General features: G+C 72.6%; 26 protein-coding genes. 17 read left to right on the top strand and 9 right to left on the bottom strand.

Annotated elements, in window-relative coordinates; genetic code table 11:
• Window positions 1-7 precede the first annotated feature (7 nt).
• Window positions 8-715, top strand: a complete 708-nt coding sequence (locus tag SRB5_RS15345) for a LysR family substrate-binding domain-containing protein (RefSeq protein WP_323377950.1) — start codon at window positions 8-10, stop codon at window positions 713-715.
• On the opposite strand, the gene SRB5_RS15340 is transcribed toward SRB5_RS15345, so the two are convergent.
• Window positions 712-1,356 (bottom strand): maleylpyruvate isomerase N-terminal domain-containing protein, encoded by a 645-nt coding sequence (locus tag SRB5_RS15340; RefSeq protein ID WP_323377949.1) that lies wholly within the window; start codon window positions 1,354-1,356, stop codon window positions 712-714. The genes SRB5_RS15345 and SRB5_RS15340 overlap by 4 nt on opposite strands.
• 55 nt (window positions 1,357-1,411) lie before the next feature.
• Window positions 1,412-2,140, bottom strand: a complete 729-nt coding sequence (locus SRB5_RS15335) for a VOC family protein (RefSeq protein WP_323377948.1) — start codon at window positions 2,138-2,140, stop codon at window positions 1,412-1,414.
• 241 nt (window positions 2,141-2,381) lie between these two features.
• Between SRB5_RS15335 and SRB5_RS15330 the strand changes: the two genes are divergently transcribed.
• Window positions 2,382-3,209 (top strand): sulfurtransferase, encoded by an 828-nt coding sequence (locus SRB5_RS15330; protein WP_194292938.1) that lies wholly within the window; start codon window positions 2,382-2,384, stop codon window positions 3,207-3,209.
• Window positions 3,210-3,282: 73 nt separating this feature from the next.
• Here SRB5_RS15330 and sepH read toward each other — a convergent pair whose 3' ends face one another.
• The 3 genes from sepH to SRB5_RS15315 all read right to left on the bottom strand — a co-directional run bounded on the left by sepH (window position 3,283) and on the right by SRB5_RS15315 (window position 7,384).
• Window positions 3,283-4,362 carry a septation protein SepH gene (sepH, locus tag SRB5_RS15325; RefSeq protein WP_323377947.1) on the bottom strand — a complete coding sequence of 360 codons (1,080 nt, stop codon included), beginning with the start codon at window positions 4,360-4,362 and terminating at the stop codon, window positions 3,283-3,285.
• Window positions 4,363-4,875: 513 nt separating this feature from the next.
• On the bottom strand, window positions 4,876-6,180 hold the full coding sequence (locus SRB5_RS15320; RefSeq protein ID WP_153452510.1) for a D-arabinono-1,4-lactone oxidase: 1,305 nt from the start codon (window positions 6,178-6,180) through the stop codon (window positions 4,876-4,878).
• Window positions 6,152-7,384 carry an MFS transporter gene (locus tag SRB5_RS15315; RefSeq protein WP_153452509.1) on the bottom strand — a complete coding sequence of 411 codons (1,233 nt, stop codon included), beginning with the start codon at window positions 7,382-7,384 and terminating at the stop codon, window positions 6,152-6,154. Before SRB5_RS15315 ends, SRB5_RS15320 begins: the two co-directional genes overlap by 29 nt.
• Window positions 7,385-7,523: 139 nt before the next feature.
• Here SRB5_RS15315 and SRB5_RS15310 point away from each other — a divergent pair, with 139 nt between their 5' ends.
• Both SRB5_RS15310 and SRB5_RS15305 read left to right on the top strand, forming a co-directional pair.
• Entirely contained in the window at window positions 7,524-8,642 is a 1,119-nt protein-coding gene (locus tag SRB5_RS15310; RefSeq protein ID WP_153452508.1) for a ferrochelatase, read from the top strand.
• The gene (locus SRB5_RS15305) at window positions 8,639-9,445 is read left to right on the top strand and encodes an inositol monophosphatase family protein (protein ID WP_323377946.1); all 807 of its coding nucleotides are present in this window, start codon (window positions 8,639-8,641) and stop codon (window positions 9,443-9,445) included. Before SRB5_RS15310 ends, SRB5_RS15305 begins: the two co-directional genes overlap by 4 nt.
• Window positions 9,446-9,513: 68 nt before the next feature.
• Here SRB5_RS15305 and SRB5_RS35885 read toward each other — a convergent pair whose 3' ends face one another.
• Window positions 9,514-9,684 (bottom strand): hypothetical protein, encoded by a 171-nt coding sequence (locus tag SRB5_RS35885; RefSeq protein WP_194292937.1) that lies wholly within the window; start codon window positions 9,682-9,684, stop codon window positions 9,514-9,516.
• 343 nt (window positions 9,685-10,027) lie between these two features.
• Between SRB5_RS35885 and SRB5_RS15300 the strand changes: the two genes are divergently transcribed.
• The 4 genes from SRB5_RS15300 to SRB5_RS15285 all read left to right on the top strand — a co-directional run bounded on the left by SRB5_RS15300 (window position 10,028) and on the right by SRB5_RS15285 (window position 13,391).
• Window positions 10,028-10,681, top strand: coding sequence for a response regulator transcription factor (locus SRB5_RS15300; RefSeq protein WP_153452507.1), 654 nt, complete (start codon window positions 10,028-10,030; stop codon window positions 10,679-10,681).
• A gap of 137 nt (window positions 10,682-10,818) precedes the next feature.
• Entirely contained in the window at window positions 10,819-11,994 is a 1,176-nt protein-coding gene (locus SRB5_RS15295) for a sensor histidine kinase (protein WP_407703921.1), read from the top strand.
• A 340-nt stretch (window positions 11,995-12,334) separates the two neighbouring features.
• Window positions 12,335-12,634, top strand: coding sequence for a DUF4193 domain-containing protein (locus SRB5_RS15290; RefSeq protein WP_153452506.1), 300 nt, complete (start codon window positions 12,335-12,337; stop codon window positions 12,632-12,634).
• A gap of 70 nt (window positions 12,635-12,704) precedes the next feature.
• The gene (locus SRB5_RS15285; RefSeq protein WP_153452505.1) at window positions 12,705-13,391 is read left to right on the top strand and encodes a hypothetical protein; all 687 of its coding nucleotides are present in this window, start codon (window positions 12,705-12,707) and stop codon (window positions 13,389-13,391) included.
• Here the strand turns inward: SRB5_RS15285 and SRB5_RS15280 are convergent.
• On the bottom strand, window positions 13,325-13,774 hold the full coding sequence (locus SRB5_RS15280; RefSeq protein WP_153452504.1) for a DUF3093 domain-containing protein: 450 nt from the start codon (window positions 13,772-13,774) through the stop codon (window positions 13,325-13,327). The two genes, SRB5_RS15285 and SRB5_RS15280, sit on opposite strands and share 67 nt — an antisense overlap.
• Window positions 13,775-13,813: 39 nt before the next feature.
• On the opposite strand from SRB5_RS15280, the gene SRB5_RS15275 reads away from it, so the two are divergent.
• The 6 genes from SRB5_RS15275 to SRB5_RS15250 all read left to right on the top strand — a co-directional run bounded on the left by SRB5_RS15275 (window position 13,814) and on the right by SRB5_RS15250 (window position 17,792).
• Complete coding sequence (locus SRB5_RS15275; protein ID WP_323377944.1) at window positions 13,814-14,398, top strand: PaaI family thioesterase; 585 nt, start codon at window positions 13,814-13,816, stop codon at window positions 14,396-14,398.
• On the top strand, window positions 14,395-14,910 hold the full coding sequence (dut, locus tag SRB5_RS15270) for a dUTP diphosphatase (protein ID WP_323377943.1): 516 nt from the start codon (window positions 14,395-14,397) through the stop codon (window positions 14,908-14,910). The genes SRB5_RS15275 and dut overlap by 4 nt, the downstream gene beginning before the upstream one ends.
• Window position 14,911: 1 nt before the next feature.
• Window positions 14,912-15,667: a DUF3710 domain-containing protein gene (locus SRB5_RS15265; RefSeq protein WP_407703920.1), complete on the top strand. Its 756-nt coding sequence runs from the start codon at window positions 14,912-14,914 to the stop codon at window positions 15,665-15,667.
• Between the two features lie 220 nt (window positions 15,668-15,887).
• Window positions 15,888-16,559, top strand: a complete 672-nt coding sequence (locus SRB5_RS15260; protein ID WP_228390071.1) for an ABC transporter ATP-binding protein — start codon at window positions 15,888-15,890, stop codon at window positions 16,557-16,559.
• Between the two features lie 60 nt (window positions 16,560-16,619).
• Entirely contained in the window at window positions 16,620-17,018 is a 399-nt protein-coding gene (locus tag SRB5_RS15255) for an OB-fold nucleic acid binding domain-containing protein (protein WP_153452501.1), read from the top strand.
• Between the two features lie 3 nt (window positions 17,019-17,021).
• Window positions 17,022-17,792 (top strand): DUF3159 domain-containing protein, encoded by a 771-nt coding sequence (locus SRB5_RS15250; protein ID WP_153452500.1) that lies wholly within the window; start codon window positions 17,022-17,024, stop codon window positions 17,790-17,792.
• Window positions 17,793-17,907: 115 nt separating this feature from the next.
• Here the strand turns inward: SRB5_RS15250 and SRB5_RS15245 are convergent, their stop codons facing one another.
• Complete coding sequence (locus SRB5_RS15245; protein WP_153452499.1) at window positions 17,908-18,576, bottom strand: potassium channel family protein; 669 nt, start codon at window positions 18,574-18,576, stop codon at window positions 17,908-17,910.
• Window positions 18,573-19,244 carry a potassium channel family protein gene (locus SRB5_RS15240; RefSeq protein WP_323377942.1) on the bottom strand — a complete coding sequence of 224 codons (672 nt, stop codon included), beginning with the start codon at window positions 19,242-19,244 and terminating at the stop codon, window positions 18,573-18,575. The genes SRB5_RS15245 and SRB5_RS15240 overlap by 4 nt, the downstream gene beginning before the upstream one ends.
• Before the next feature lie 156 nt (window positions 19,245-19,400).
• Between SRB5_RS15240 and SRB5_RS15235 the strand changes: the two genes are divergently transcribed.
• The 3 genes from SRB5_RS15235 to SRB5_RS15225 all read left to right on the top strand — a co-directional run bounded on the left by SRB5_RS15235 (window position 19,401) and on the right by SRB5_RS15225 (window position 23,773).
• Window positions 19,401-21,452, top strand: a complete 2,052-nt coding sequence (locus tag SRB5_RS15235) for an APC family permease (protein WP_323377941.1) — start codon at window positions 19,401-19,403, stop codon at window positions 21,450-21,452.
• A 45-nt stretch (window positions 21,453-21,497) separates the two neighbouring features.
• Window positions 21,498-22,826: a class I SAM-dependent RNA methyltransferase gene (locus tag SRB5_RS15230; RefSeq protein ID WP_323377940.1), complete on the top strand. Its 1,329-nt coding sequence runs from the start codon at window positions 21,498-21,500 to the stop codon at window positions 22,824-22,826.
• Between the two features lie 317 nt (window positions 22,827-23,143).
• The gene (locus SRB5_RS15225; protein ID WP_153452497.1) at window positions 23,144-23,773 is read left to right on the top strand and encodes a hypothetical protein; all 630 of its coding nucleotides are present in this window, start codon (window positions 23,144-23,146) and stop codon (window positions 23,771-23,773) included.
• Window positions 23,774-23,776: the final 3 nt, after the last annotated feature.

Genomic DNA, 23,776 nt, shown 5'->3' with positions numbered 1-23,776 from the left:
TGGGCACGTGAGCGCCGACGATCAGCCCCCCGTGTTCCGCCTCGGTTACGTGCCCGGTGTGACGCCCGGCAAATGGGTTCGGGTGTGGCAGGAGCGCTATCCCGCGATCCCGCTCGAGCTGATCCAGGTCACCGCCGCCGAGGCCCCCGGCGTGCTGCGGGAGCGCGGGCTGGACGCGGGCTTCCTGCGGCTGCCGGTCGACCGTACGGACCTGCACGCGATCCCGCTGTACGCCGAGACGACGGTGGTCGTCTGTCCGAAGGACCACGTCTTTGCCGCCGCCGACACCCTCACGGCCGGAGACCTGGCCGACGAGCTGGTCCTGCACCCCCTGGACGACACCCTCGACTGGGACCACCCCCCGGGCCGCCTTGCCGCGGAGCGCCCGGAGACGACCGCGGACGCCGTCCAGCTGGTCGCGGCGGGCGTGGGCGTACTCGCCGTACCGCAGTCGCTGGCGCGGCTGCATCACCGCAAGGACCTCACGTACCGCCCCGTGGAGGGCCTGCCCGAGTCCCGGGTGGCCCTGTCCTGGCGCGAGGACGCGACCACGGACCGGGTGGAGGACTTCATCGGCGTCGTCCGCGGGCGCACGGTCAACAGCTCCCGAGGCCGCCGCCAGGAGACCGCCGCGGACAAGCCGCAGAAACCCCAGAAGAAGCCCGCCCCCAGACGCAAGCCCGCCGCCCCCCGCGGCAAGTCCCGCCGCCGCTAACCCAGCGACAGCGGCAGCCGCCCCGCGACCTCCCCCAGCGCCGCGAGCTCCGCCGGTGTCGCCGCCCGCCGCCCCGTGGCGACCAGCAGCGCGTCCCGGTCCGGGAGCGAGGCGGGGAACGTCACCCCGGCGATCTCCTCCAGCAGCGCCCGGGACGCCGCCAGCGTCTCGGCGGGCGGCGCGCCGGCCGGCGCCGGCAGGTCCAGGTGGTGCAGCGTCCACTCCAGGACGTACGCGGTCAGGAAGTCGCCGACGGTCAGCACCTTGCCCTGCGTCCCGACCCGGGCCGCCGGGTCGGCGAGCGCGGCCGCCCGCCCCGCCGCCGCGCCGACGTCGTCCAGATGGAACACGAGCAGCCGCGGATCGCCGTACGCGGCGGCCAGCCGGGGGATCAGCGCGTCGAGCGGGTCCTCGCCCGTCGGCGGCCCGACGAGGCTCCAGTAGCCCGCGGCGTTCGCCGTCGGCTCGGCCTCGGCAGGTGTGACGAGGGTGATCAGGACGTCCTGCGCGCCGATGACCAGATGGCACACGAGATCCCGTACGAGCCAGCCCGAACAACCGGACGGCCGTGCGAAGTCCGCGTCGTCGAGCCGGCCGACGGCCGCGCGCAGGGCGTCCCAGGAGCGTGCGAAGAGGTCCACGGCGGCACCGTAACGCGCCGGGGCCCGTCCGGAGTTCCGAAAACCCCGGACCGGCTCACCGAGACGCGACCAGCGTGAATTCCGCGCCCTCCGGGTCCGCGACCTCCGCCCGCCGCCCGCCCGCGCCGTCGTAGGGCTCGCGCAGCACGCGGCCGCCGAGGGCGAGCGCCTTCGCGGCGGACCCGTCGACGTCCGTCACGGCGAAGTGCGTGCCCCAGAACGGCGGCGTGTGCGGCGGCAGTGTCGGCGCGATGGGGCGGATCGCCGCGACCACCTCGCCCGCGGCGAGGAGCATGACGGAGCCGTCCGCCTGCTTGTCCACCGCGTAGCCGAAGAGCCATTCGTAGAACCGGGACATCATCGACGGCTCCGGCGCCCACAGTTCGTTCCACACGGCGGTGCCGGGCAGTGGCGTGCGGACCGGGCCGCGGTGCGTGGCGGGCTGCCAGAGCCCGAACACCGCGCCGGCCGGGTCCGCGCACATCGCCATCCGGCCGCGTTCGCCGAGGTCCAGCGGGCCGACCGCGACCGTGCCCGCCGTGCTGCGCACGCCGGCGGCCGCCTCGTCGGCGTCGTGGACGGTGAAGTACGGTGTCCACACCGGCGGTTGGCGGGTCTCCGGCGACAGTTCGCCGATGCCCGCCACCTCGTGGCCCGCTGACTCCGCTCGGATGGCCCGGGTGTACGGGCCCACGCGGACGTCTCCGCCGGACTCGAACTCCCAGCCGAACAGGGCGCCGTAGAAGTCCTGGGCGGCGGGAAGACTGTGGGCCAGCAGGGTCACCCAGCAGGGTGTGCCAGGGGGCCGTGGGGCAGTCGGGTCGGTCGCTCCCTCGGTCATGGGGACGATATTTCCATCCGGCGGAGGAAAACGCGCCCCCTGTGCGGCGAATTGGGGTCAAAGGGCCGGAGAAATGTCCGTGATGAGGTTTCCGCGACGTTTCCGGAGGGTGTCCGGGCGCTCACGTCGAGCTGAGCTCGAGTCCCGCGGATGTGCGGATAGGGGTTGCGCGATGATGCATCTCATGAGCCCACTCGTTTCCGCCCGCGAACTCGCCGCGGAGCTCGCCGGCCCGCGACCGCCGCTGCTGCTCGATGTCCGCTACCGGATGGGCGGTCCGCCCGGACGGGAGACGTACGACGAGGGGCACATCCCCGGCGCGGTGTACGTCGACCTGGAGGCCGAGCTCGCGGGTCCGCCCGGGCCGGCCGGCCGCCATCCGCTGCCGCCGCCCGGCGCCTTCGGGGAGGCGATGCGGCGCGCCGGGGTGTCCGCCGGACGCGGCGTGGTCGTGTACGACGGCTGGCAGGGCTGGGCGTCCGCCCGCGCCTGGTGGATGCTGCGCCGGACGGGTCATCCCGACGTCCGCGTGCTGGACGGCGGCGTGGACGCCTGGGAGGGCCCGCTGTCCACGGACACCCCCGCCCCGCCCCCCGGCGACTTCCGCCCGGAGCCGCGCGTGCGGGGTCTGCTGACCGCCGACGAGGCCGCCGTGCTGGCCCGGCGGGGGGTGCTGCTCGACGCGCGGGCGGGGGAGCGTTACCGGGGCGAGACGGAGCCGATCGACAAGGTCGCCGGCCACATCCCGGGCGCCCTCAACGCGCCCACGACCCAGAACGTCACCCCCGACGGCACCTTCCGCCCCCCGGCGGACCTGGCCGCCCGTTTCGCGGCCCTCGGGGCGGTCCCCGGCGCGGAGGTCGGCGTGTACTGCGGCTCGGGCGTCTCGGCCGCCCACGAGGTGCTGGCGCTCGCGGTGGCGGGCGTGGAGGCGTCGCTGTACGTCGGCTCCTGGTCGGAGTGGTCGGGCGACCCGTCCCGCCCGGTGGCGACGGGCCCCGACGCGGGCTGACGCGGGCCGACGGTGGTCCGTACGACGAAGGGCCGGGAGGAATCCCGGCCCTTCGCGGTCGTTACGCGGCCCGTTACTCCGGCTTCTTCCGCCGCGACCCGAAGACGATCTCGTCCCACGACGGCACCGAAGCCCGCCTGCCGGGGCGGACGCCGTCCGCCTCCGCCTGCCGGTCCGTCTGGCCCGTGAGCCGGTCCCGGTGCCCGCGCACGCTGCGCGGCATCAGCACGTCCGCGTACGCGGACCCCGCCGATCCCGCGGACGCGGCCGGCGCCGGCGGCTCCTCGACCTCGGCGGGCGGCTGCTGTACGGGCGCCTCCGGCACCTCGGCGGCCGGTGCCTGCTCGGGCACCACCAGATCGCCGCGGAAGTTGGGCACCGCCTCCAGCAGACTCGTCAGCGAGTCCCCGCCCTTGTCCTTGCCGCTCCCGGGCACGCCGCGTCCGTCGCGGCCCTGGCCGGTCTCCCGGTCGGAGCCGTCGGTGTCCCGGTCTGGCCGGGGCAGCCGGGCGATCCGCGGCACGAACGGGAACGACGGCTCGGGGGCGTCGTCCGTGTCGCCGATGAGGGAACGCGCCTCGTCGTCCACGGCCTGCACCAGGCGGCGCGGCGGGTCGTAGGTCCAGCCCGCCGAATGCGGCTCACCGGCGACGCGGTAGACCAGCAGCACCTCCCAGGTGCCGTCGTCCCGCCGCCAGGAGTCCCACTGGACGGTGTCCTTCTCCGCGCCGCGCAGCACCAGCCGCTCGGCGACCGCGTCGCCCAGGGCGGGGCCGGTGGACTCGCCGGGCCGGCGCACGGGTGTCTTGCGCGCCCGCTCGGCCATGAACGCGCGCTCGGCGAGCACGGGGCCCTCGAAGCGCCGCACCCGGTCCACGGGGATGCCGGCCAGCGCCGCGACCTCCTCGGCGGAGGCACCGGCCCGTATCCGCGCCTGGATGTCGCGGGGCCGCAGATGCGACTCGACCTCGATCTCGATCTGGCCGAGACGGGCCCGGTCGTTGCGGACGGCGGCGCGCAGCCGCTCGTCGATCGGAAGGGTGTACTCCGTGGCGTCCGCAGCCTTCAGCACCAGCCGTGTGCCGTCGTTGCTGACGGCCACGACGCGCAGTTCGGGCATGGGGACCTCCCGGGTCGTGCCTGCCGACGTCACGTGTGCGTCGCTGCTTCCGCTGATCGAGTTCCGCTAGTCGAGTGTGGCCTGCCCGGGTTCGGCCTGCCACAACATTGCCGAGTTGCCCGGCGTGTCGGACCTTGGGTCCGAAGCGCCGTTATGACACGGTTACCGATTTGCAACGCTGAGTGACCGGTGGGGTCACCCATGGACGGGACTCCGGAGCACGGGTTCGTCACAGTACTCCATTCGGGCTCCAATCGTGCCGGAAGGTCGGGCCGCCGCGCCGCCTAACTTCTCACGGAGTGCGGGAGTTGATCCCTCCCCGCACGTCAGCGAGGGCAAACCGAGCGCGGTCCGTCACAGAATCAACCGATTCGGAATCAAGTGATCCGAGTCGCTGCCCGTTTCTGTCCGTCTGTGCGCCGAAAGAGGGAATTTTCGCCCGGAGTGCCCCTGGTGGCGGAGCGTGATCACCGGCGGGGCCGGCCCGCGGATAAACCTGCGCGGTACGTGCGAAGGATCACAGCGCGGCACGGACCCGTCCCGGGCTCAGCCCAGGACCCGCCGGAGGTACGCGTTGGTGAAGACCCGGCCCGGGTCGAGCTTCTCCCGGACGCCGAGGAACTCCCCGAACCGCGGGTAGACGGACGCCAGATACTCCGCGTCGCGCGTGTGCAGCTTCCCCCAGTGCGGTCGCCCCTCGTGCGCCGTCATGATCTTCTCCACGGCCCCGAAGTACTCCTCGTGCGGCGTCCCGCGGTACATGTGCACCGCGATGTACGCGGTGTCGCGCCCGGACGCCGTGGACAGCGGGAGGTCGTCGGCCGGCGCCAGCCGCACCTCCACGGGGAAGCTGATCCGGTGGTCCGACGAGTCGACCAGGGCCTTCAGTTCGCGCAGCGCCCCGACGGCGGCGGCGCGCGGCAGGGCGTACTCCATCTCCACGAACCGCACCCGGCGCGGGCTGGTGTAGACCTTGTACGGCACGTCCGTGTACGTCCGCTCCGACCACGCCCGGCTGGAGACCCTCGCGATCGCCGGGATGGTCCCGGGCAGGGCCCGGCCGACCCGGCAGGCCACCTCCCACACGCCGTTGGACAGCAGCTCCTCCTCCAGCCAGCGGCCGGCGGCGCCGAGCGGCTTCGCCGGGCCCTCGCTGCGGTTGTTGCGCTTGGTGTGGCAGTTGGCGGTGTGCGGGAACCAGTAGAACTCGAAGTGCTCGTTGCCGGCCGCCAGTTCCTCGAACCGCCCGGTCACCTCGTCGAACCCCATCGGCTGCTCCCGCGCGGTCAGCAGGAACACCGGCTCCACCGCGAACGTCAGCGAGGTGAGCACGCCCAGCGCGCCGAGCCCGAGCCGGGCGGCGGTGAAGACCTCGGCGTTCTCCTGTGCCGAGCACTGGAGCACGCGGCCGTCGGCCGTGACCAGCTCGAGGCCCACCACCTGCGCGGCCAGCGAGGCGGAGGCCCGGCCGGTGCCGTGGGTGCCGGTGCTGACGGCGCCGGAGACGGTCTGCTCCATGATGTCGCCCATATTGGTCAGGGACAGGCCCTCGGCGGTCAGCTCCCGGTTGAGGACCTTCAGGGGCGTCCCCGCGCCCACCGTGACGGTGCCGGCCTCCCGGTCGATCGCCCGGATCCCCGTCAGCCGTTCGGGCCGGATCACCAGCCCGTCGGTCGCGGCTATGGGGGTGAACGAGTGCCCCGTACCGGCCGCCTTGACCGTCTGCCCCCGCCCGGCCGCCGCGACGACCGCCTCGGCGACCTCCTGCGCGCTCGCCGGCGTGACGCTCCCGGCCGGCGTCGCGGAGACGTTCCCCGCCCAGTTACGCCACGTGCTCCTGTCCGCTGCCAATGTCCGACCCCTCCCGCGCGGGCGCCGACCGCAGCCGGCGGTACCCCAGCAGCGCCACCGCGACCGCGAGCACTCCCGAGACCCCCGGGACGGCGAAACCGGCCCGGGACCCGCCGCCGTCGATCGCCCAGCCGGCCACCGCCGAGCCGAACGCCGCGCCGACCGAAAGTCCGGTGCCCACCCACGTCATGCCCTCGGTGAGCCGGGCCGGCGGGACGAGCTTCTCCACCATGCCCATCGTCGTCACCATCGTGGGGGCGACGGCCATGCCGGAGAGGAAGAGCGCCACGGTCAGCAGCGACAGGCTACTGACCAGTTGGAGGGGGATCATACTCACGGCCATGGCCGTCACGCCCAGCAGGAAGCGCCTGGACAGCGGGCCTTTCGGACGTACCAGACCGAACACCAGCCCGGCCGTCCCGGAACCCAGCGCCCACAGCGCCAGCACCACGCTCGCGGCGGCCTTGCGGCCCTCCTCGTCGGCGAACGCCACGGTGGACACCTCGGTCCCCGCCAGCAGCGCCCCCGTCGCCACGAACGCGGCCATCAGCCACGGTATGCCCCGCGCGCGCAGGGCGCTGGGCCCCGCCCGGTGGCCCGGCGGATGGGGCGGCGGCTCGGTGGCGCGCTGGGCGGTCAGCCACCAGACGCCCACCAGCAGGAAGCCCGCCGCCAGCAGCGGCCCGGCCTCCGGGACGACGGCGGTGGACAGGCCGATGGCCAGGAACGGGCCGACGATGAAGCAGATCTCGTCGACGACGGACTCCAGGGCGTACGCCGTGTGCAGCCGGTCCCCGCCCTCGTCGCGGTAGATCAGGGCCCAGCGGGCGCGGACCAGGGAGCCGACGTTCGGGATGCAGCCGGCGACCGCCGCGAAGACGAACAGCAGCCAGTCGGGCCAGCCCTCCCGGGCGGTCAGGCACAGCAGGCCGAGCGCGGCCACGGATATCAGGGCCGCCGGGCGCACCACGCGCCGCTGCCCGTACCGGTCGGTGAGCCGGGAGATCTGCGGGCCGAGCAGCGCGGTGGCGAACCCGAGGGTCGCCGTGATGCTGCCCGCCAGCCCGTACCGCCCGGTGAGCTGGGACATCATCGTGACGATGCCGAGGCCGGCCATGGCCATCGGCATCCGGCCCACGAAGCCCGCGACGGAGAAGGCCACGGTGCCCGGGCGGGCGTAGACGGCACGGTAGGGACCCAGCAACTTCGGCTCACAGGGGACAGGGGGCGACGGATCGTTCCAGATTAAACGGCGGACGGATCACCCCAGGTCACGAGGAGCACCGCCGGACTCCGCCCCGGCTGCCGCCGCCCGCGGTGCGGGGAGGTGGCAGGATCGGCGTATGTCCGAATCGCACGACGTACGACCGTACGACGCCCTGCTGCTGCTCTCCTTCGGCGGTCCGGAAGGGCCCGGGGACGTCGTCCCGTTCCTGGAGAACGTGACCCGCGGGCGGGGGATCCCGCGCGAGCGGCTGGAGGAGGTGGGCAAGCACTACTTCCTGTTCGACGGGGTCAGCCCGATCAACGCGCAGAACCGCACGCTGCTGGCGGCGCTGCGCGAGGACTTCGCCGGACACGGCCTGGACCTGCCGGTCTACTGGGGCAACCGGAACTGGGCCCCGTACCTCCTCGACACCCTGCGCGAGCTGGCGGCCGACGGTCACCGCCGGGTGCTCACGCTGGTGACCAGCGCGTACGCCTCGTACTCCGGCTGCCGGCAGTACCGCGAGAATCTGGCCGGGGCGCTGGCGACCCTGCGCGCCGAGGAGGGCGTCGAGCTCGAGGTCGACAAGCTCCGGCACTACTTCAACCACCCCGGCTTCGTCGAGCCGATCATCGACGGCGTCCTGGACGCCCTCGGCAAGCTGCCCGAGGACGTGCGGGCCGGCGCCCGGCTGGCGTTCAGCACGCACTCCATCCCCCTCACGGCCGCCGACGGCTCCGGCCCCGAGGGCGGCGCGTACGTCGCGCAGCACCTGGACGCGGCCCGGCTCGTCGCGGACGCCGTCCGGGAGGCCACCGGGGTGGCGCGGGAGTGGGAGCTCGTCTACCAGTCGCGCAGCGGCGCCCCGCACATCCCGTGGCTGGAGCCGGACATCTGCGACCACCTCGAGACGGTGCACGCCGCGGGGGCGCCGGCCGTCGTGATGGTCCCGATCGGGTTCGTGTCCGACCACATGGAGGTCGTCTACGACCTGGACACCGAGGCCGTCGCCAAGGCCGCGGAGCTGGGCCTGCCGGTGGTGCGCTCGGCCACCGTCGGCGCCGACCCGCGGTTCGTCGCCGCGGTGCGCGACCTGGTGCTGGAGCGGGCCGCCGCCGAGCGGGGCGGGACGCCGCAGCGGTGCGCGCTGGGCGCGCTGGGGCCCAGCCACGACGTGTGCCGGGCGGGCTGCTGCCCCGGGCGGGCCTGGAAGCCGGTCGTGGCGGGTCCGGAGACGGCGGAGGCGGCGCGGTGAGGGAGGAACTCCTGGAGCTGGCGCTGCGGGCCGCCCGGACCGCCGGCGAGCTGCTGCGCGACGGGCGCCCGGACGACCTCGGGGTCGCCGCGACGAAGTCCAGCAGCGTCGACGTCGTCACCGAGATGGACCTCGCCGCCGAGAAGCTGATCACCGGGCTGATCGCCCGGGAGCGGCCCGGTGACGGGATCCTGGGCGAGGAGGGCACGAGCGTCGAGGGCAGCAGTGGGGTGCGGTGGGTCGTGGACCCGCTGGACGGCACGGTGAACTACCTCTACGGGCGGCCCGACTGGTCGGTGTCCGTCGCTGTGGAGGCCCGGGGGGAGGTGCCGGGGACGTGGGAGCGGATCGCCGGCGTGGTGGCGGCTCCGATGCGGCGTGAGACGTATCACGCGGTGCTGGGCGGCGGTGCGTTCGCGGACGGTGTCCCGCTGCGGTGCCGGCCCGCGCCGCCGCTGGCGCAGGCGCTGATCGGGACGGGGTTCGGCTATCTGCGGGACCGGCGGGCGACGCAGGCGGAGGTCGTACGGGTGCTGCTGCCGCGGGTGCGGGACATCCGGCGGGGCGGGTCGGCGGCGATCGACCTGTGCGACGTGGCCGCGGGGCGGCTCGACGGCTACTTCGAGCGGGGGCTGAACCCGTGGGACCTGGCGGCCGGCGACCTGATCGCCCGCGAGGCCGGGGCGCTCACGGGCGCGCGGCCGGGGGAGCCGCTGTCGGGCGAGCTGGCGGTCGCGGCGTCGCCGGGGGTGTTCGAGCCGCTGCAGCGGCTGCTGGACGAGCTGGGGGCGTGGCACGACTGAGCCCCGGACGTACGACGCCCCCGGTGCACGTCGCACCGGGGGCGTGGGGTGGCTCGGCGGTCAGGGGGTCAGTTGCGGCCGGCGAGTTCGACACCGTGGTCGGCGGCGAGCCTGCGCAGGTCCTCCAGCTCGGCGGTCTCGAGGTCGACCAGGAAGTCGTCGCCCGACTCACGGGCGCGGTCGATGTCCGACTCGGTGTTCCTTATGCGCTGCAAAAGGCCAGCGGTGAATGCGTCCATGTGAGCCCCCTCGGCGGTAGGTCGATGGGCACGGGGGTGTGCCGACGGCGGGTGATCACGAGGGAGTCCGGCGGCTACAGCTCTGGATGCCGTGCCTCACGGGTATGCCGGACGTGTGTGATCGGCGGGTGTGCAGTCGTCCTCCCCAAGCCGCGCGCCCGGGAAACATCGCTCCCCGGAATTTTCCCGTCACGGTCCGCACGGCCCGTCCCCGCGGGGCCCCGATCCGTCCGGGCTTACGACCGGTTTACGGCCTTTGCAGGCAGGATGGACACAGCACGGCGCCCGGATCCCGGCCGCCCCGCCGCGTCCCTGCCGGGCGCCCGTTGGGAAGGACACCCCCTTGCGCGTACTCGTCGTCGAGGACGAGCAGCTGCTCGCCGATGCCGTGGCCACCGGGCTGCGCCGCGAGGCCATGGCCGTGGACGTGGTGTACGACGGGGCGGCGGCGCTCGACCGGATCGACCTCAACGACTACGACGTGGTCGTCCTGGACCGCGACCTGCCGCTGGTGCACGGCGACGACGTGTGCCGCAAGGTCGTCGAACTCGGCGTGCCCACCCGGGTGCTGATGCTCACCGCCTCCGGCGACATCAGCGACCGCGTGGAGGGCCTGGAGCTGGGCGCCGACGACTATCTCCCCAAGCCTTTCGCCTTCAGCGAACTCATCGCCCGCGTCCGCGCGCTGGGCCGCCGTACGACCCAGGCGCTGCCGCCCGTGCTGGAGCGGGCCGGCATCCGGCTCGACCCCAACCGCCGCGAGGTCTTCCGCGACGGCCACGAGGTGCAGCTCGCGCCGAAGGAGTTCGCCGTCCTCGAGGTGCTGATGCGCTCGGAGGGCGCCGTGGTCTCCGCGGAGCAGCTGCTGGAGAAGGCCTGGGACGAGAACACCGACCCGTTCACCAACGTCGTCCGCGTCACCGTGATGACCCTGCGCCGCAAGCTCGGCGAGCCGCCCGTGATCATCACCGTGCCCGGCTCCGGCTACCGGATCTGACCGCCGTGACCGACGTCCCCGCCGAACCGGCCCCCGCCCCGACCGCCCCGCCGCGGCCCCCCGCCGGCGCCCCGCAGGGCAGGCCCGCGCCCCCCAAGCCCACCTGGGACCCGCAGCCCGCCCAGGCCCACCCGTGGCTGCGCCCCACCATCCGGATACGGCTCACGCTGCTGTACGGCGGGCTGTTCCTGATGGCCGGCATGGTGCTGCTCACGATCATCTATCTGCTCGCGGCGCAGGCCCTGCACGACGGCGGCGCCACGAACTTCCGGCTGTCCAACATTCCCGGCGGCCTGGAGGTCAAGCCGCTGACGGACTGCGCCCAGGCGCAGACGGCGCCCAGCATGACCGTCCAGGAGTTCAACCGTATCCAGGAGGTCTGCATCGAGACCCAGCAGCGCCTGGCCCTGGACTCCCTGCTGCGCCGCTCCCTGTTCGCCCTCCTCGGCATGACGCTCCTCGCGTTCGCCCTCGGCTATCTGATGGCCGGCCGGGTGCTCTCCCCGCTGGGCCGCATCACCCGTACCGCCCGCTCCGTCGCCGGCTCCGACCTGCACAAGCGGATCGAGCTGGACGGCCCGGACGACGAGCTGAAGGAGCTCGCGGACACCTTCGACGACATGCTCGACCGCCTCGACCGCGCCTTCAACGCCCAGCAGCGCTTCGTCGCCAACGCCTCGCACGAGCTGCGCACCCCCCTGGCCATCAACCGCACCCTCCTCGAGGTGCAGATGTCCGACCCCGCGGCCTCCCCGGACCTCACCCAGCTGGGCAAGACGCTGCTGGCCACCAACGAGCGCAGCGAGCAGCTCGTGGAGGGCCTGCTGCTCCTGGCCCGCTCGGAGAACGAGATCGTCGACCGCAAGCCCGTGGACCTCGCCGAGGTCGCCTCGCAGGCGGTGGACCAGGTCCGCACCGAGGCCGACAAGAAGGCCGTGGAGCTGCGCGGGGTCCGTCAGCCGGCGTATGTCCAGGGCAACGGCGTACTCCTCGAACGGGTGGCGCTGAACCTGGTGCAGAACGCCGTGCGGTACAACGTGCCCCGGGACGGCTGGGTCGAGGTGACCACCGAGGCGCAGGCCGGGCTGGCCCTGCTGACCGTGAGCAACACCGGGCCGGTCGTCCCCGCGTACGAGGTGGACAACCTCTTCGAGCCGTTCCGCAGACTGCGTACCGAGCGCACCGGCAGCGACAAGGGTGTCGGGCTCGGACTGTCCATTGTGCGATCCGTCACGCGGGCGCACGGCGGCACGGTCGTCGCCGAGCCCCGCGACGGCGGTGGCCTGGTCGTCCGTGTCGTGCTGCCCGTCTGAGGCCCGGTTATGGTGTGTGATCGATCACAGGCCGTGGCAGCGGGGGCGACTGCGCTGAGTGATCGGGGATGTCCGGAATTTTCCCGGGTTGATCCGGGTTTACCCGGGCGTCGCTCACGGGAAGTACCGGGGATGGCATGCGAGCGCGGGCCAGCAGGATCGTGTACGGTCCCGTTCGCCACCTCCCAGGATCACCTCTTCAGGGGTCCCGGCGGGTGTCGATCGCATAACAGACGTTGATGTGAGGCAAAATCTCCGCCTCGGGTCGGGCACAAGTCCGGCCTCTCACGCGTTACGAGCGCTGGAGACACCACAGACCACCCAGAGGGGGAGAACCACCATGGCTACGGATTACGACACTCCACGCAAGACCGACGACGACGTCAACGAGGACTCCATCGAGGAGCTCAAGGCCCGGCGGAACGACAAGGCCACCTCGACCGTCGACGTCGACGAGTTCGAGGCCGCCGAAGGCCTCGAGCTGCCCGGCGCCGACCTCTCCAACGAGGAGCTGGCCGTCCGGGTGCTGCCCAAGCAGGCGGACGAGTTCACCTGCATGAGCTGCTTCCTGGTCCACCACCGCAGCCAGCTCGCGGCGGAGAAGAACGGCAACCCCATCTGCCGCGACTGCGCAGCCTGACAGGCGGCGCGCAGCCGTGGCGGGCGGGGACGGGAACGGTACGGCACGCCCCGAGGGGCGTGCCCGCAGAGTGACGCGTGCGACGGTGCGCGGCGCCCGCCGGGCACTGGGCCTGGCGGCGGACGCCATCGTCGACAACGCGCCGCGTATCCCTGTCCGAGACCTCGCGACCCTGCGCGGGCAGTTTCCCGGCCTCGGCCCGGAGGAGCTTGCGGACAAGCTCGTGGCCGGGGCCGTGAAAGGCACCTCGGGCGTGGGCGCCGGTGTCGGCGCCGCGTCGATGCTGCCCGTCCCGCCGGCCATGCCGGCGGAGCTGGCCGGCGAGGTGCTCGGGGTCGCCATGATCGAGATCAAGCTCCTGGCGGAGCTGCACGAGGTCTACGGTCTGCGGGCCCCGGGCAGCAAGGCGCAGCGCGCCTACGCCTACGTGTCCGTGTGGGCGTCCGACGGCGGTCACACGGCGAACCGGGCCAAGGGCGTCCACACGCTGCTCGGGAGCGAGCTGGCCAAGCAGCTGCGCCAGCAGGTCCTCAAACGGCTGATCCGCAATCTGCCCGTGCTGGTGCCGTTCCTCGTCGGCGCCGCCGCGGGCGCGTACATGAACCGCCGCGACACCCGCCGGCTGGCCGCCCGCGTCCGCGCGGACCTCAGGCCCCGCCAGATCCCGTGGGACAGCTCCGCGATCCCGGCTCAGTCCGCCGGGCGCACCGAATCCAGCGCCTTGACCAGCCGCTGGGGCGACCGGGTCGACAGATAGAGGTACGGCGTCGGGTCCTGCGGATCGACGACCGGGATCCGGACGGCGGTGGGGATGTAGCTGCGCAGCAGCATGTACGCGCGGGTGTCCGCCCTGTGCGTACGCCAGTCGCGGGCCGCCGCCCCGTCCAGCGCCTCCGCCGGCCCCAGCGCGGTCAGCGGGATCCGGGCCGTGGGCGTCACCAGCGAGTCGCCGGCGATCCTGATCCGCGCCGATCCGTACGCCGAGACGCACACCGCCGCGACGGCCACCCCGCACACGATCGCGGCCAGCGAGGCCAGGACGCCGAACGGCAGGAAGATCAGGCCCAGGCTCAGGCCCACCAGGGCGGCGACCACCCACCAGGTACGCGGCGCGCTCAGCCGCTCGTCGTAAGACTCCATGACCAAAGCTTTGCACGTCAGCCGGTAGGGTCTGGCACCGTGAGTCCCCGTAACGAAACCCTGCGGCCCCCCGAGGGCGCCGCCGCCCCCCGGCGCCATCCCGACGCGCCCGCGCCCGGCGAGCTGCTGGGCAGCCACTACGACGAGTGCTTCGGCTGCGGCGGCGGCCAGGACCACGGTCTGCACCTCGCGGCCCGCGCCGGCGAGGGCGTCAGCGTCACGGCCGAGTTCACCGTCAAGAAGGCCCACCAGGGCGCCCCGGGCCTCGCCCACGGCGGGGTGCTGGCCACGGCCCTGGACGAGACGCTGGGCGCCCTCAGCTGGCTGCTGCGCACCATCGCCGTCACCGGCCGGCTGGAGACGGACTTCCTGCGCCCCGTCCCGGTGGACACCAAGCTCTACCTCGACGCCCATGTCACCGGCGTCGACGGCCGCAAGATCTACTCCACGGCCACCGGCCGGCTCGGCGGCCCCGACGGCGACATCGCCGTCCGCGCGGACGCCCTGTTCATCGAGGTGAAGGTCGACCACTTCATCGCCCACGGCCGCGACACGGAGATCAAGGCCGCCATGGCCGACCCGGACCAGGTGCGCCGCGCCCGCGCCTTCGAGGTGAACCCGTGACCCGTGAGCCCGTCGACGTCCTGATCCGGCGCGTCGACCCCGAGGTGCCGCTGCCGTCGTACGCGCATCCGGGCGACGCGGGACTGGACCTCGTCACGACCGACGGCGTCGAGCTGGCCCCCGGTGAGCGGGCCGTCGTCGGCACCGGGGTTTCGATCGCCCTCCCCGATGGGTACGCGGCGTTCGTCCATCCGCGCTCCGGGCTCGCCGCCCGGTGCGGGGTGACCGTGGTCAACGCCCCCGGAACGGTGGACGCCGGGTACCGTGGGGAGGTCAAGGTGATTCTGCAGAATCTCGACCCGCGGCGCAGCGTGCGGATCGAGCGGTTCGACCGCATCGCCCAGCTGATCGTCCAGCGGGTGGAGACCGTGCGGTTCCATGAGGTGGCGGAGCTTCCCGGCTCCGCCAGGGGTGAGGGCGGACACGGATCCACAGGAGGACACGCCTCGCTGGGGGATTCGGGGACCGGCCATGGGTACGCTTCGGTCGTTGCCGACCGGGAAGGACTGTGACGTGTTCGGACGTCGTCGTAAGCAGCGAGAGGACGCCGCCGACGCGGACGGCCTGAAGAAGGCCGACGAGAAGGCGGCGGAGACAGAGGTGGAGGAGACCTCGTACTCCCTGCCTCCCGCGCCCCGGCCCGACGGGCCGTGGGACATCAGCGAGGTGGAGAAGCCCGGGGAGGGGCGGATCGACCTCGGCGGGGTGTTCGTGCCCGGCGTGGACGGGATGGAGCTGCGCGTCGAGGTGGCCGGGGAGTCCATCGTCGCCGCGACGGTCGTGCTCCGGGACAGCGCGATCCAGCTGCAGGCGTTCGCGTCGCCGCGCAACGAGGGCATCTGGGGCGAGGTCCGCTCCGAGATCGCCTCCGGGATCACCCAGCAGGGTGGCATCGTCGACGAGATCGAGGGGCCGCTGGGCTGGGAGCTGCGGGCGCAGGTGCCCGTGCAGCTGCCCGACGGCAAGAGCGGCGTGCAGGTCGTGCGCTTCGTGGGCGTCGACGGGCCGCGGTGGTTCCTGCGCGGCGTCATCTCCGGGCAGGGCGCCGTGCAGCCGGCCGCCGCCGGGGTGCTCGAGTCGATCTTCCGGGACGCCGTCGTCGTACGGGGTGAGTCCCCCATGGCGCCCCGCGACCCGATCGTGCTGAAGCTGCCCACCGACGCGCAGATGGTGCCGGACGGGGTGCAGCAGGACGACGCCGAGGCGTCGCGGTTCGCCGGCGGGATCGATTCGCTGCAGCGGGGGCCGGAGATCACCGAGGTTCGCTGAAGTCAACGGGAAGGCCCTCTCCGCCCGGGGAGGGCCTTTCCCGTGCCCCGGAGCTTGCGGATCGGTCACGGGGGCGTCCGCCCGCCTTCCACGGCGTCGTGGGCGGGCTGTAGCGTCGGGCCGTAGAACAGCCGTACACGGGGGGAGTCAGCCCATGGGCGCAGGAATCGGGCAGCAGCGGGGCGCGGTGCTGGAGGGGCGGGGGCCGGACGGGGACGCGATGGTCGTCGTCGAGGACGTCCGCCGGACGTACGGCAGCGGTGACACGGCCGTGCACGCGCTGCGCGGGGTGTCGTTCACCGTCCGCCGCGGCGAGCTCGTCGCCCTCAAGGGCCGCTCCGGCTCCGGCAAGACCACCCTGCTGAACCTCGTCGGCGGCCTCGACACCCCCGACGGCGGCCGCATCGCCCTCGACGGCACGGAGCTCGCCGGACTCGGCGAGAGCGGGCTGCTGGAGCTGCGCCGGGACCGGATCGGCTTCGTCTTCCAGTCCTTCGGCCTGATCCCCATCCTCACCGCCGCGGAGAACGTCGGCGTCCCGATGCGCCTGCGCCGCACCGACCCGCACGAGCGCGACGAGCGCGTCCGGATGCTGCTCGCCCTCGTCGGCCTCGACGACCACATGGAGCAGCGCCCCGGCGAGCTCTCCGGCGGCCAGCAGCAGCGCGTCGCGATCGCCCGCGCCCTGGCGAACAAGCCGGCCCTGATCATCGCCGACGAGCCCACCGGCCAGCTCGACGCCGACACCGGCCACGCGGTGATGGAGCTGCTGCGCGCGGTCGTCCGCAGCGAGGGCGTGACCGCGGTCGTCGCTACCCACGACGCGGCCCTGCTGGACCTCGCGGACCGGGTGCTGGAGCTGGTCGACGGGCAGATCGTCGAAGAGCACTAGGGGGTCACCCACGGTATTCGGCGGGTGAAATCGGGGGCCCCGGCCAGGTACCCTGCCCGCATGAGTCCGCGCAGTGCGCATCCCCCGGCCGGCAGGTTCCGGCGGATGCTGAGCCGAATCTCCGCCGCCGAATCCGTGCCGGAGGAGGACGTCCTGCCCGGCGAGGACGCCGCCCTGAAGGACTGCGCGCCCATCAGCCAGTGTCACGACCGCGAGGTCGTCAAGGTCGCGGGTACGCTGCGCACCGTCACCATGCAGCCACGGGCGGGCACCCCCGCCCTCCAGGCCGAGCTCACCGACGGCGAGGACTCCCTCGACGTCGTCTGGCTGGGCCGCCGCTCCATCGCCGGTGTCGAGCCGGGCCGGCGCATGATCGTCTCCGGCCGGGTATCGATAAGCCAGGGCAGGCGCGTGCTCTTCAACCCGAAGTACGAACTGCGACCCACCGGACAGGAGTAGGCGTTGACATCCCTGGACAAACAGCCGGTGGAGCCGGTCACCGGCCCGGACGGCCCCGGGACCCCGAACGCCCCGGACGCCCCCGACAACGGGGTGGACGCGGCGACGCGGGCCGCGCTCTTCGAGGCCTTCGGCGGCGTACGGGGCATGGTCGAGACCACGCTGCCCGGCCTGGTCTTCGTGCTGGCGTACACCGTCGAGCGGGACATCCACCTCGCGGCGTACATCGCGCTGGGCCTGTCCGCGGTGCTCGCCGTCATCCGGCTGATCGGCCGGGACACCGTCAAGCACGCCTTCAGCGGCGTCTTCGGCGTGGCCATCGGCGCGGTCTTCGCGATGATGTCCGGCGACGCCAAGAACTTCTACCTCCCCGGCATGCTCTACACGCTGGGCCTGGCCGTGGCGTACTGCGCGACCGCCGCCGCCGGGGTGCCGCTGATCGGGCTGATCCTGGGCCCCGTGTTCCGGGAGAACCTCTCCTGGCGGACGCGTAACCCCGGCCGCAAGGTCGCGTACACGAAGTCCAGCTGGGCCTGGGGCCTGATCCTGCTCGCCAAGTCGGCGATCACGTTCCCCATCTACTTCTGGGGCGACGCGACGCAGCTGGGCTGGCTCCGGGTGGCCCTGGGTATCCCGCCGATGCTTCTGTGCGTGTACCTGACGTACATCTTCCTGGCCAAGGCCCCGCCGCCGATCGACGTGATCGCGGAGATGGAGGCGGAAGAGGCCGCGGAGAAGGAGCGGGCGGCGGCGGCGAAGCGCGCCGAGAGCTGACGCGAACGCTGCGGTTGGGTTGCGGGGGCTGCGCCCCCGGACCCCCGAATCGGCGCTTCGCGCCTCTGGCCTCAAGCGCCGGCCGGGCTGGATCCGGCCGGCGTTTCAGTTCGTTCTACGACCCCTGCCGTACCGACAGAAGCTCCTCCAGCTGTTCCTCCCGGTCCTGCGCGGCCACGAACAGCAGCTCGTCCCCCGCCTCCAGCGTGTCGTCCGGCTTCGGCGTCAGCACCCGGCTGCCCCGGATGATCGTGACGAGCGAGGTGTCCTGGGGCCACGACACATCCCCCACCAGCGTCCCGGTCAGCGCCGACTCCGGCGGCAGCGTCAGCTCGACGAGGTTCGCGTCGCCGTGCGAGAACCGCAGCAGCCGTACGAGGTCGCCGACGCTCACGGCCTCCTCCACGAGGGCGGACATCAGCCGGGGCGTGGAGACGGCGACGTCGACCCCCCAGGCCTCGTTGTACAGCCACTCGTTCCGCGGGTTGTTGACCCGGGACACCACCCGCGGCACCCCGTACTCGGTCTTCGCGAGCAGCGACACCACAAGGTTCACCTTGTCGTCACCGGTGGCCGCGATCACCACGTTGCACCGCTGCAGCGCCGCCTCGTCCAGCGACGTGATCTCGCAGGCGTCGGCCAGCAGCCACTCCGCCCGCGGCACCCGCTCGACGGAGATCGCCGAGGGCGTCTTGTCGATCAGCAGCACCTCGTGCCCGTTGTCCAGCAGCTCCGCCGCGATCGAGCGGCCCACGGCGCCGGCGCCGGCGATGGCGACCCTCATCGGTGTGCATCCTCTTCCGGTCCCTTGGCGAACGCCGCCTCGACCTGCTCGAGCTCGTCGGTACGGAGCATGACGTGCACCAGATCGCCGTCCTGCAGCACGGTCTTGGACGTCGGCAGCATCGCCTCGCCCTGCCGGGTGAGGAACGCGACCCGTACGCCCGTCTCCTCCTGCAGCGTGGCGACCTTGTGGCCGATCCAGGCGTTCGTGTAGTGCACCTCCGCCAGCTCCACCCGCCCGCTGGGGTCGCGCCACAGCGGCTCGGCGCCGGCCGGCAGCAGCCGGCGCAGCATCTGGTCCGCCGTCCAGCGGACGGTGGCCACGGTGGGGATGCCCAGGCGCTGGTAGACCTCCGCGCGGCGGGGGTCGTAGATCCGGGCGGCGACGTTCTCCACGCCGAACATCTCCCGGGCGACCCGGGCGGCGATGATGTTGGAGTTGTCACCGCTGCTCACGGCGGCGAAGGCGCCCGCCTCCTCGATGCCGGCCTCGCGCAGCGTGTCCTGGTCGAACCCGACGCCGGTCACCCGGCGGCCCCCGAAGGAGGAGCCGAGGCGACGGAAGGCGGTGGGGTCCTGGTCGACGACAGCGACCGTATGGCCTTGCTGTTCCAGGGTCCGTGCCAAGGTGGAACCCACCCTGCCACAGCCCATGATCACGATGTGCACGCCCGTCCTTCCGGCCGTCGCTCTCAGCGCTTCTGCGCGTTCAAACTACACAGCGTATGCGACGACCGGCCACACCGGGACACCCGCATGCGTATGAATCCGGCACTCGGCGGGGTTGCGTTCTCGATCCACTTACGTCGGCCATACGATCGACCCGTGTCCAGACTGACCGACGAAGCCAAGCGGATCCTCATCGGCCGCGCCCTGCGGAGCGACCAGCACGGGGAAACGCTTCTTCCCAAGCGCATCGCGCTGCCCGTCTTCGCCTCCGACCCCCTGTCCTCGGTGGCGTACGCCCCGGGCGAGGTCCTGATGGTGCTGGCGGTGGCGGGCTTCGGCGCGTACCACTTCAGCCCGTGGATCGCGCTCGGCGTCGTCGTCCTGATGTTCACGGTCGTCGCCTCGTACCGGCAGAACGTGCACGCCTATCCCTCCGGCGGCGGCGACTACGAGGTGGCCACCACCAACCTCGGCCCGCGCGCCGGGCTGACGGTGGCCTCCGCGCTGCTCGTCGACTACGTCCTGACCGTCGCCGTGTCCGTCGCCTCCGGCATCGAGAACCTGGGCTCGGCCGTCCCGTTCGTCGCGGACAACCAGGTCGCCGTGGCGCTCGCCGTCATCGGCCTGCTGACCGTGATGAACCTGCGGGGCGTCAAGGAGTCGGGCAAGATCTTTGCGATCCCGACCTATCTGTTCGTCTTCGGTGTGCTGCTGACGATCGCGGTCGGCGCGTTCAAGGGCATGGTCCTGGACCACGACATGCACGCCCCCACCGCGAGCTACGAGGTGGTGGCCGAGCACAAGGGCCTGGCCGGTTTCGCGCTGGTGTTCCTGCTGCTGCGGGCCTTCTCCTCCGGCTGCGCCGCGCTGACCGGTGTCGAGGCGATCTCCAACGGCGTACCGGCGTTCCGCAAGCCCAAGAGCAAGAACGCCGCGAACACCCTCGCCCTGATGGGCGGGCTGGCCGTCGTGATGTTCAGCGGCATCATCCTGCTGGCCATGGCCACCGACGTGAAGATGGCCGAGGACCCGGCCAAGGACATCCTGATCAACGGCTCCCCGGCCGGCGACGGCTACCACCAGGACCCGGTCATCGCCCAGATCTCGGCGGCCGTGTTCGGCGACGGCTCGATCCTGTTCGTCTTCCTCGCTGCGGTGACGGCCATGGTGCTGTTCCTCGCCGCGAACACCGCGTACAACGGCTTCCCCGTCCTCGGCTCGATCCTCGCCCAGGACCGCTTCCTGCCGCGTCAGCTGCACACCCGCGGTGACCGGCTCGCGTTCTCCAACGGCATCGTGCTGCTGGCGATCTTCGCCGGGATACTCGTCTACGCGTACGGGGCCGACTCGACCCGGCTGATCCAGCTCTACATCGTCGGCGTCTTCGTCTCGTTCACCATCAGCCAGATCGGCATGGTCCGGCACTGGAACCGGCATCTGGCCGACGAGACCGACCCGGCCGAGCGTCGCCGGATGCACCGCTCCCGCGCGATCAACGCCTTCGGCGCGTTCTTCACCGGACTGGTGCTGGTGGTCGTGCTGCTGACGAAGTTCACCCACGGCGCCTACGTCGCCGTGCTGGGCATGGCCGTCTTCTACGCGACGATGTCCGCCATCCGCAAGCACTACGACCGGGTGTCCGACGAGCTCGCCGTCACCGACGAGAAGGACGACGACGTCGTACGGCCCGCGCGGGTCCACTCCATCGTCCTCATCTCCAAGATCCACAAGCCGACGCTGCGGGCGCTGCAGTACGCCAAGCTGATGCGCTCCGACACCCTGGAGGCGCTCAGCATCGGCGTCGACGCGGCCGAGACGCGCGAGCTGCAGCGCGAGTGGATGGAGCGCGGCATCGATGTGCCGCTCACCGTGCTCGACTCGCCGTTCCGGGAGATCACCCGGCCGGTCGTCGACTACGTGAAGGGGCTGCGCAAGGAGAGCCCGCGGGACGTGGTCAGCGTGATCATCCCCGAGTACGTGGTGGGCCACTGGTACGAGCACCTGCTGCACAACCAGTCCGCGCTGCGGCTGAAGGGCCGGCTGCTGTTCACCCCGGGCGTGATGGTCACGTCCGTCCCGTACCAGCTGGAGTCCTCGGAGGCGGCGAAGGTCCGGGCCCGCAGGCGCGCGGAGTGGACGGCTCCGGGGTCGGTCCGCCGCGGTCCGGCGGCCCCCCAGAAGAAGAACGGCGCGGACCCCCGCTCGTAGCGGCTTAGACTGAACGGTCCGCACCATCCAGCTCAGGAGCATCCCGTGACCACAGACGCCAAGCCTTCCCTCGTGGGCGAGGAGTACGAGGTCACGGTGGGCCCGGTCGCCCACGGCGGCCACTGCATCGCCCGTACGGACGAGGGCCGCGTCCTGTTCGTCCGGCACACCCTGCCCGGCGAGCGGATCGTCGCCCGGGTCACGGAGGGCGACGAGGGGGCGCGGTTCCTGCGCGCCGACGCGGTGGAGGTGCTGGAGGCGGCGAAGGACCGGGTGCCGGCGCCGTGCCCGTTCTCCGGGCCGGACATGTGCGGGGGCTGCGACTGGCAGCACGTGGCGCCCGGCGGGCAGCGCCGGCTGAAGGGCGCCGTGGTCGCCGAGCAGCTGGAGCGGCTGGCGGGACTGACGCCCGAGGAGGCCGGCTGGGACGGCACCGTGGAGCCGGCGCCGGGCGACAAGGTCGCCAGGGGCGAGGTGCCCGCGTGGCGCACCCGGGTGCAGTACGCGATCGACGACGAGGGCCGGGCGGGGCTGCGCAAGCACCGCTCGCACGACGTCCAGCCCGTCGACCACTGCCTGATCGCCGCCCCCGGGGTCACCGAGCTCGGCGTCGAGAAGCGTGCCTGGCCCGGTATGGACACCGTCGAGGCGATCGCGGCCACCGGCTCCGGCGACCGCCAGGTGATCCTCACGCCGCGCCCCGGGCAGCGGCTGCCGATCGTGGAGCTGGACAAGCCGGTCTCCGTGCTGCGGATCCACGAGCGCGACGGCAGCGTCCACCGCGTCCACGGCCGCCCCTTCGTCCGTGAGCGGGCGATCGACCGCACCTGGCGGGTCGGCGACGGCGGCTTCTGGCAGGTCCACCCGAAGGCGGCGGAGCTGCTGGTCGACGCCGTGATGACGGGCCTGATGCCGAAGAAGGGCGACATGGCCCTGGACCTCTACTGCGGCGTCGGCCTCTTCGCCGCGGCCCTCGCGGAACGCGTCGGGGACAAGGGCGCGGTGCTGGGCATCGAGTCCGGCAAGCGCGCGGTGGAGGACGCCCGCCACAATCTGCGCGACCTCGACCGCGTCCGCATCGAACACGGCAAGGTGGAACGCGTCCTGCCCCGCACGGGCATCACGGAGGCGGACCTGATCGTCCTGGACCCGCCCCGCGCCGGCGCGGGCCGCGACACGGTCCACCGCCTCGCGTCCCTGACCCCGCGCCGCATCGCCTACGTGGCCTGCGACCCGGCGGCCCTGGCCCGCGACCTGCGGTACTTCGCGGACGCGGGCTACGAGCCGCGGTGGATGCGGGCGTTCGACCTCTTTCCGATGACGCATCATGTGGAGTGCGTGGTGATCCTGCGGCCAGCGGGGAAGGGTGCCTGACCTGCGGTTTTGGGTCGTGCGCGGGATGTGCTCCATGGGCGTTACGGGCTGAATTCTGACGCTGAAATGACGCTCCACGAGACGTCTTGACGCTCGTTGATCATGGTCCTGGAAGGCCCTTCGCCGCAGTTCGGAGGGCCCTTTTCGAGATCGATTCAAGATGCGTTCCGCGAAAATCAGGGTCTCTACACCGGCCGCCAGCCCTCCGGAAGCCGCTTCGCGGCAAGGTAACTCGAACAGGTGACGACCCCCTCCACCGGCCGTGCGACCGCCCTAGCTCGACGGCGTCCGCCGCTGCTTGGAGATGGGGCCGGTCCGTGAAGTACACGCTGTCGGAACCGCAGAAAGCCTTGCTGCGAAAGCTCGCCGCAGCACCTGGCCCGCTGCGTCTCGAGGGAAAACAAACCCACACCGCCTGGTCGCTGGCAAAGCGCGGGCTGGTCAAGCGTCAAGGCGGCCCGTACGGCGAGACGGCTATCACCCCGGACGGCCGCTACTACCTCAAGCACGGCAAGGACCCCGCAGAGGAACGCGCGGCAAAGGAACGCCTCGCCGGCGACGCGAAGCAGGCCCGTCTCGCTCCCGCCGACGGCGCGGAACTGATCGCCCGCCTCCGGGCCGCCCCCTCGGGCAAGCTCACGGTCGCGGACCCCGCACCCACCACCCGGGGACGGTGGCGGGCTGCCTACTACGAGGCCCTGCACCACGGGCACATCCCCGAAAAGCACAAACTCCGCTGGTCGGGCCGACAGCGCGGTAACTGCGTCTTCACCCTGATCGACGAGGAAGCCGAGAAGGCCGCCCAGCCACCGCCGGTCCCGGTCGTCGACGTGCCGGAGTTGCCCGACAAGCCGCATCGGCTCGTCCGCGCAACGCGCAAGGCCCTCGGCAGGTCCAAGACGGTGGTGGACACCCGAGACAGGGCCGACGTCATCCCCATGCAATGACCG

This window comes from Streptomyces smaragdinus, assembly GCF_009604385.1.
Taxonomy (GTDB): domain Bacteria; phylum Actinomycetota; class Actinomycetes; order Streptomycetales; family Streptomycetaceae; genus Streptomyces; species Streptomyces smaragdinus.
Note: the sequence above shows the minus strand (reverse complement) of the source record. Positions and strands in the feature narration are given on the sequence as shown.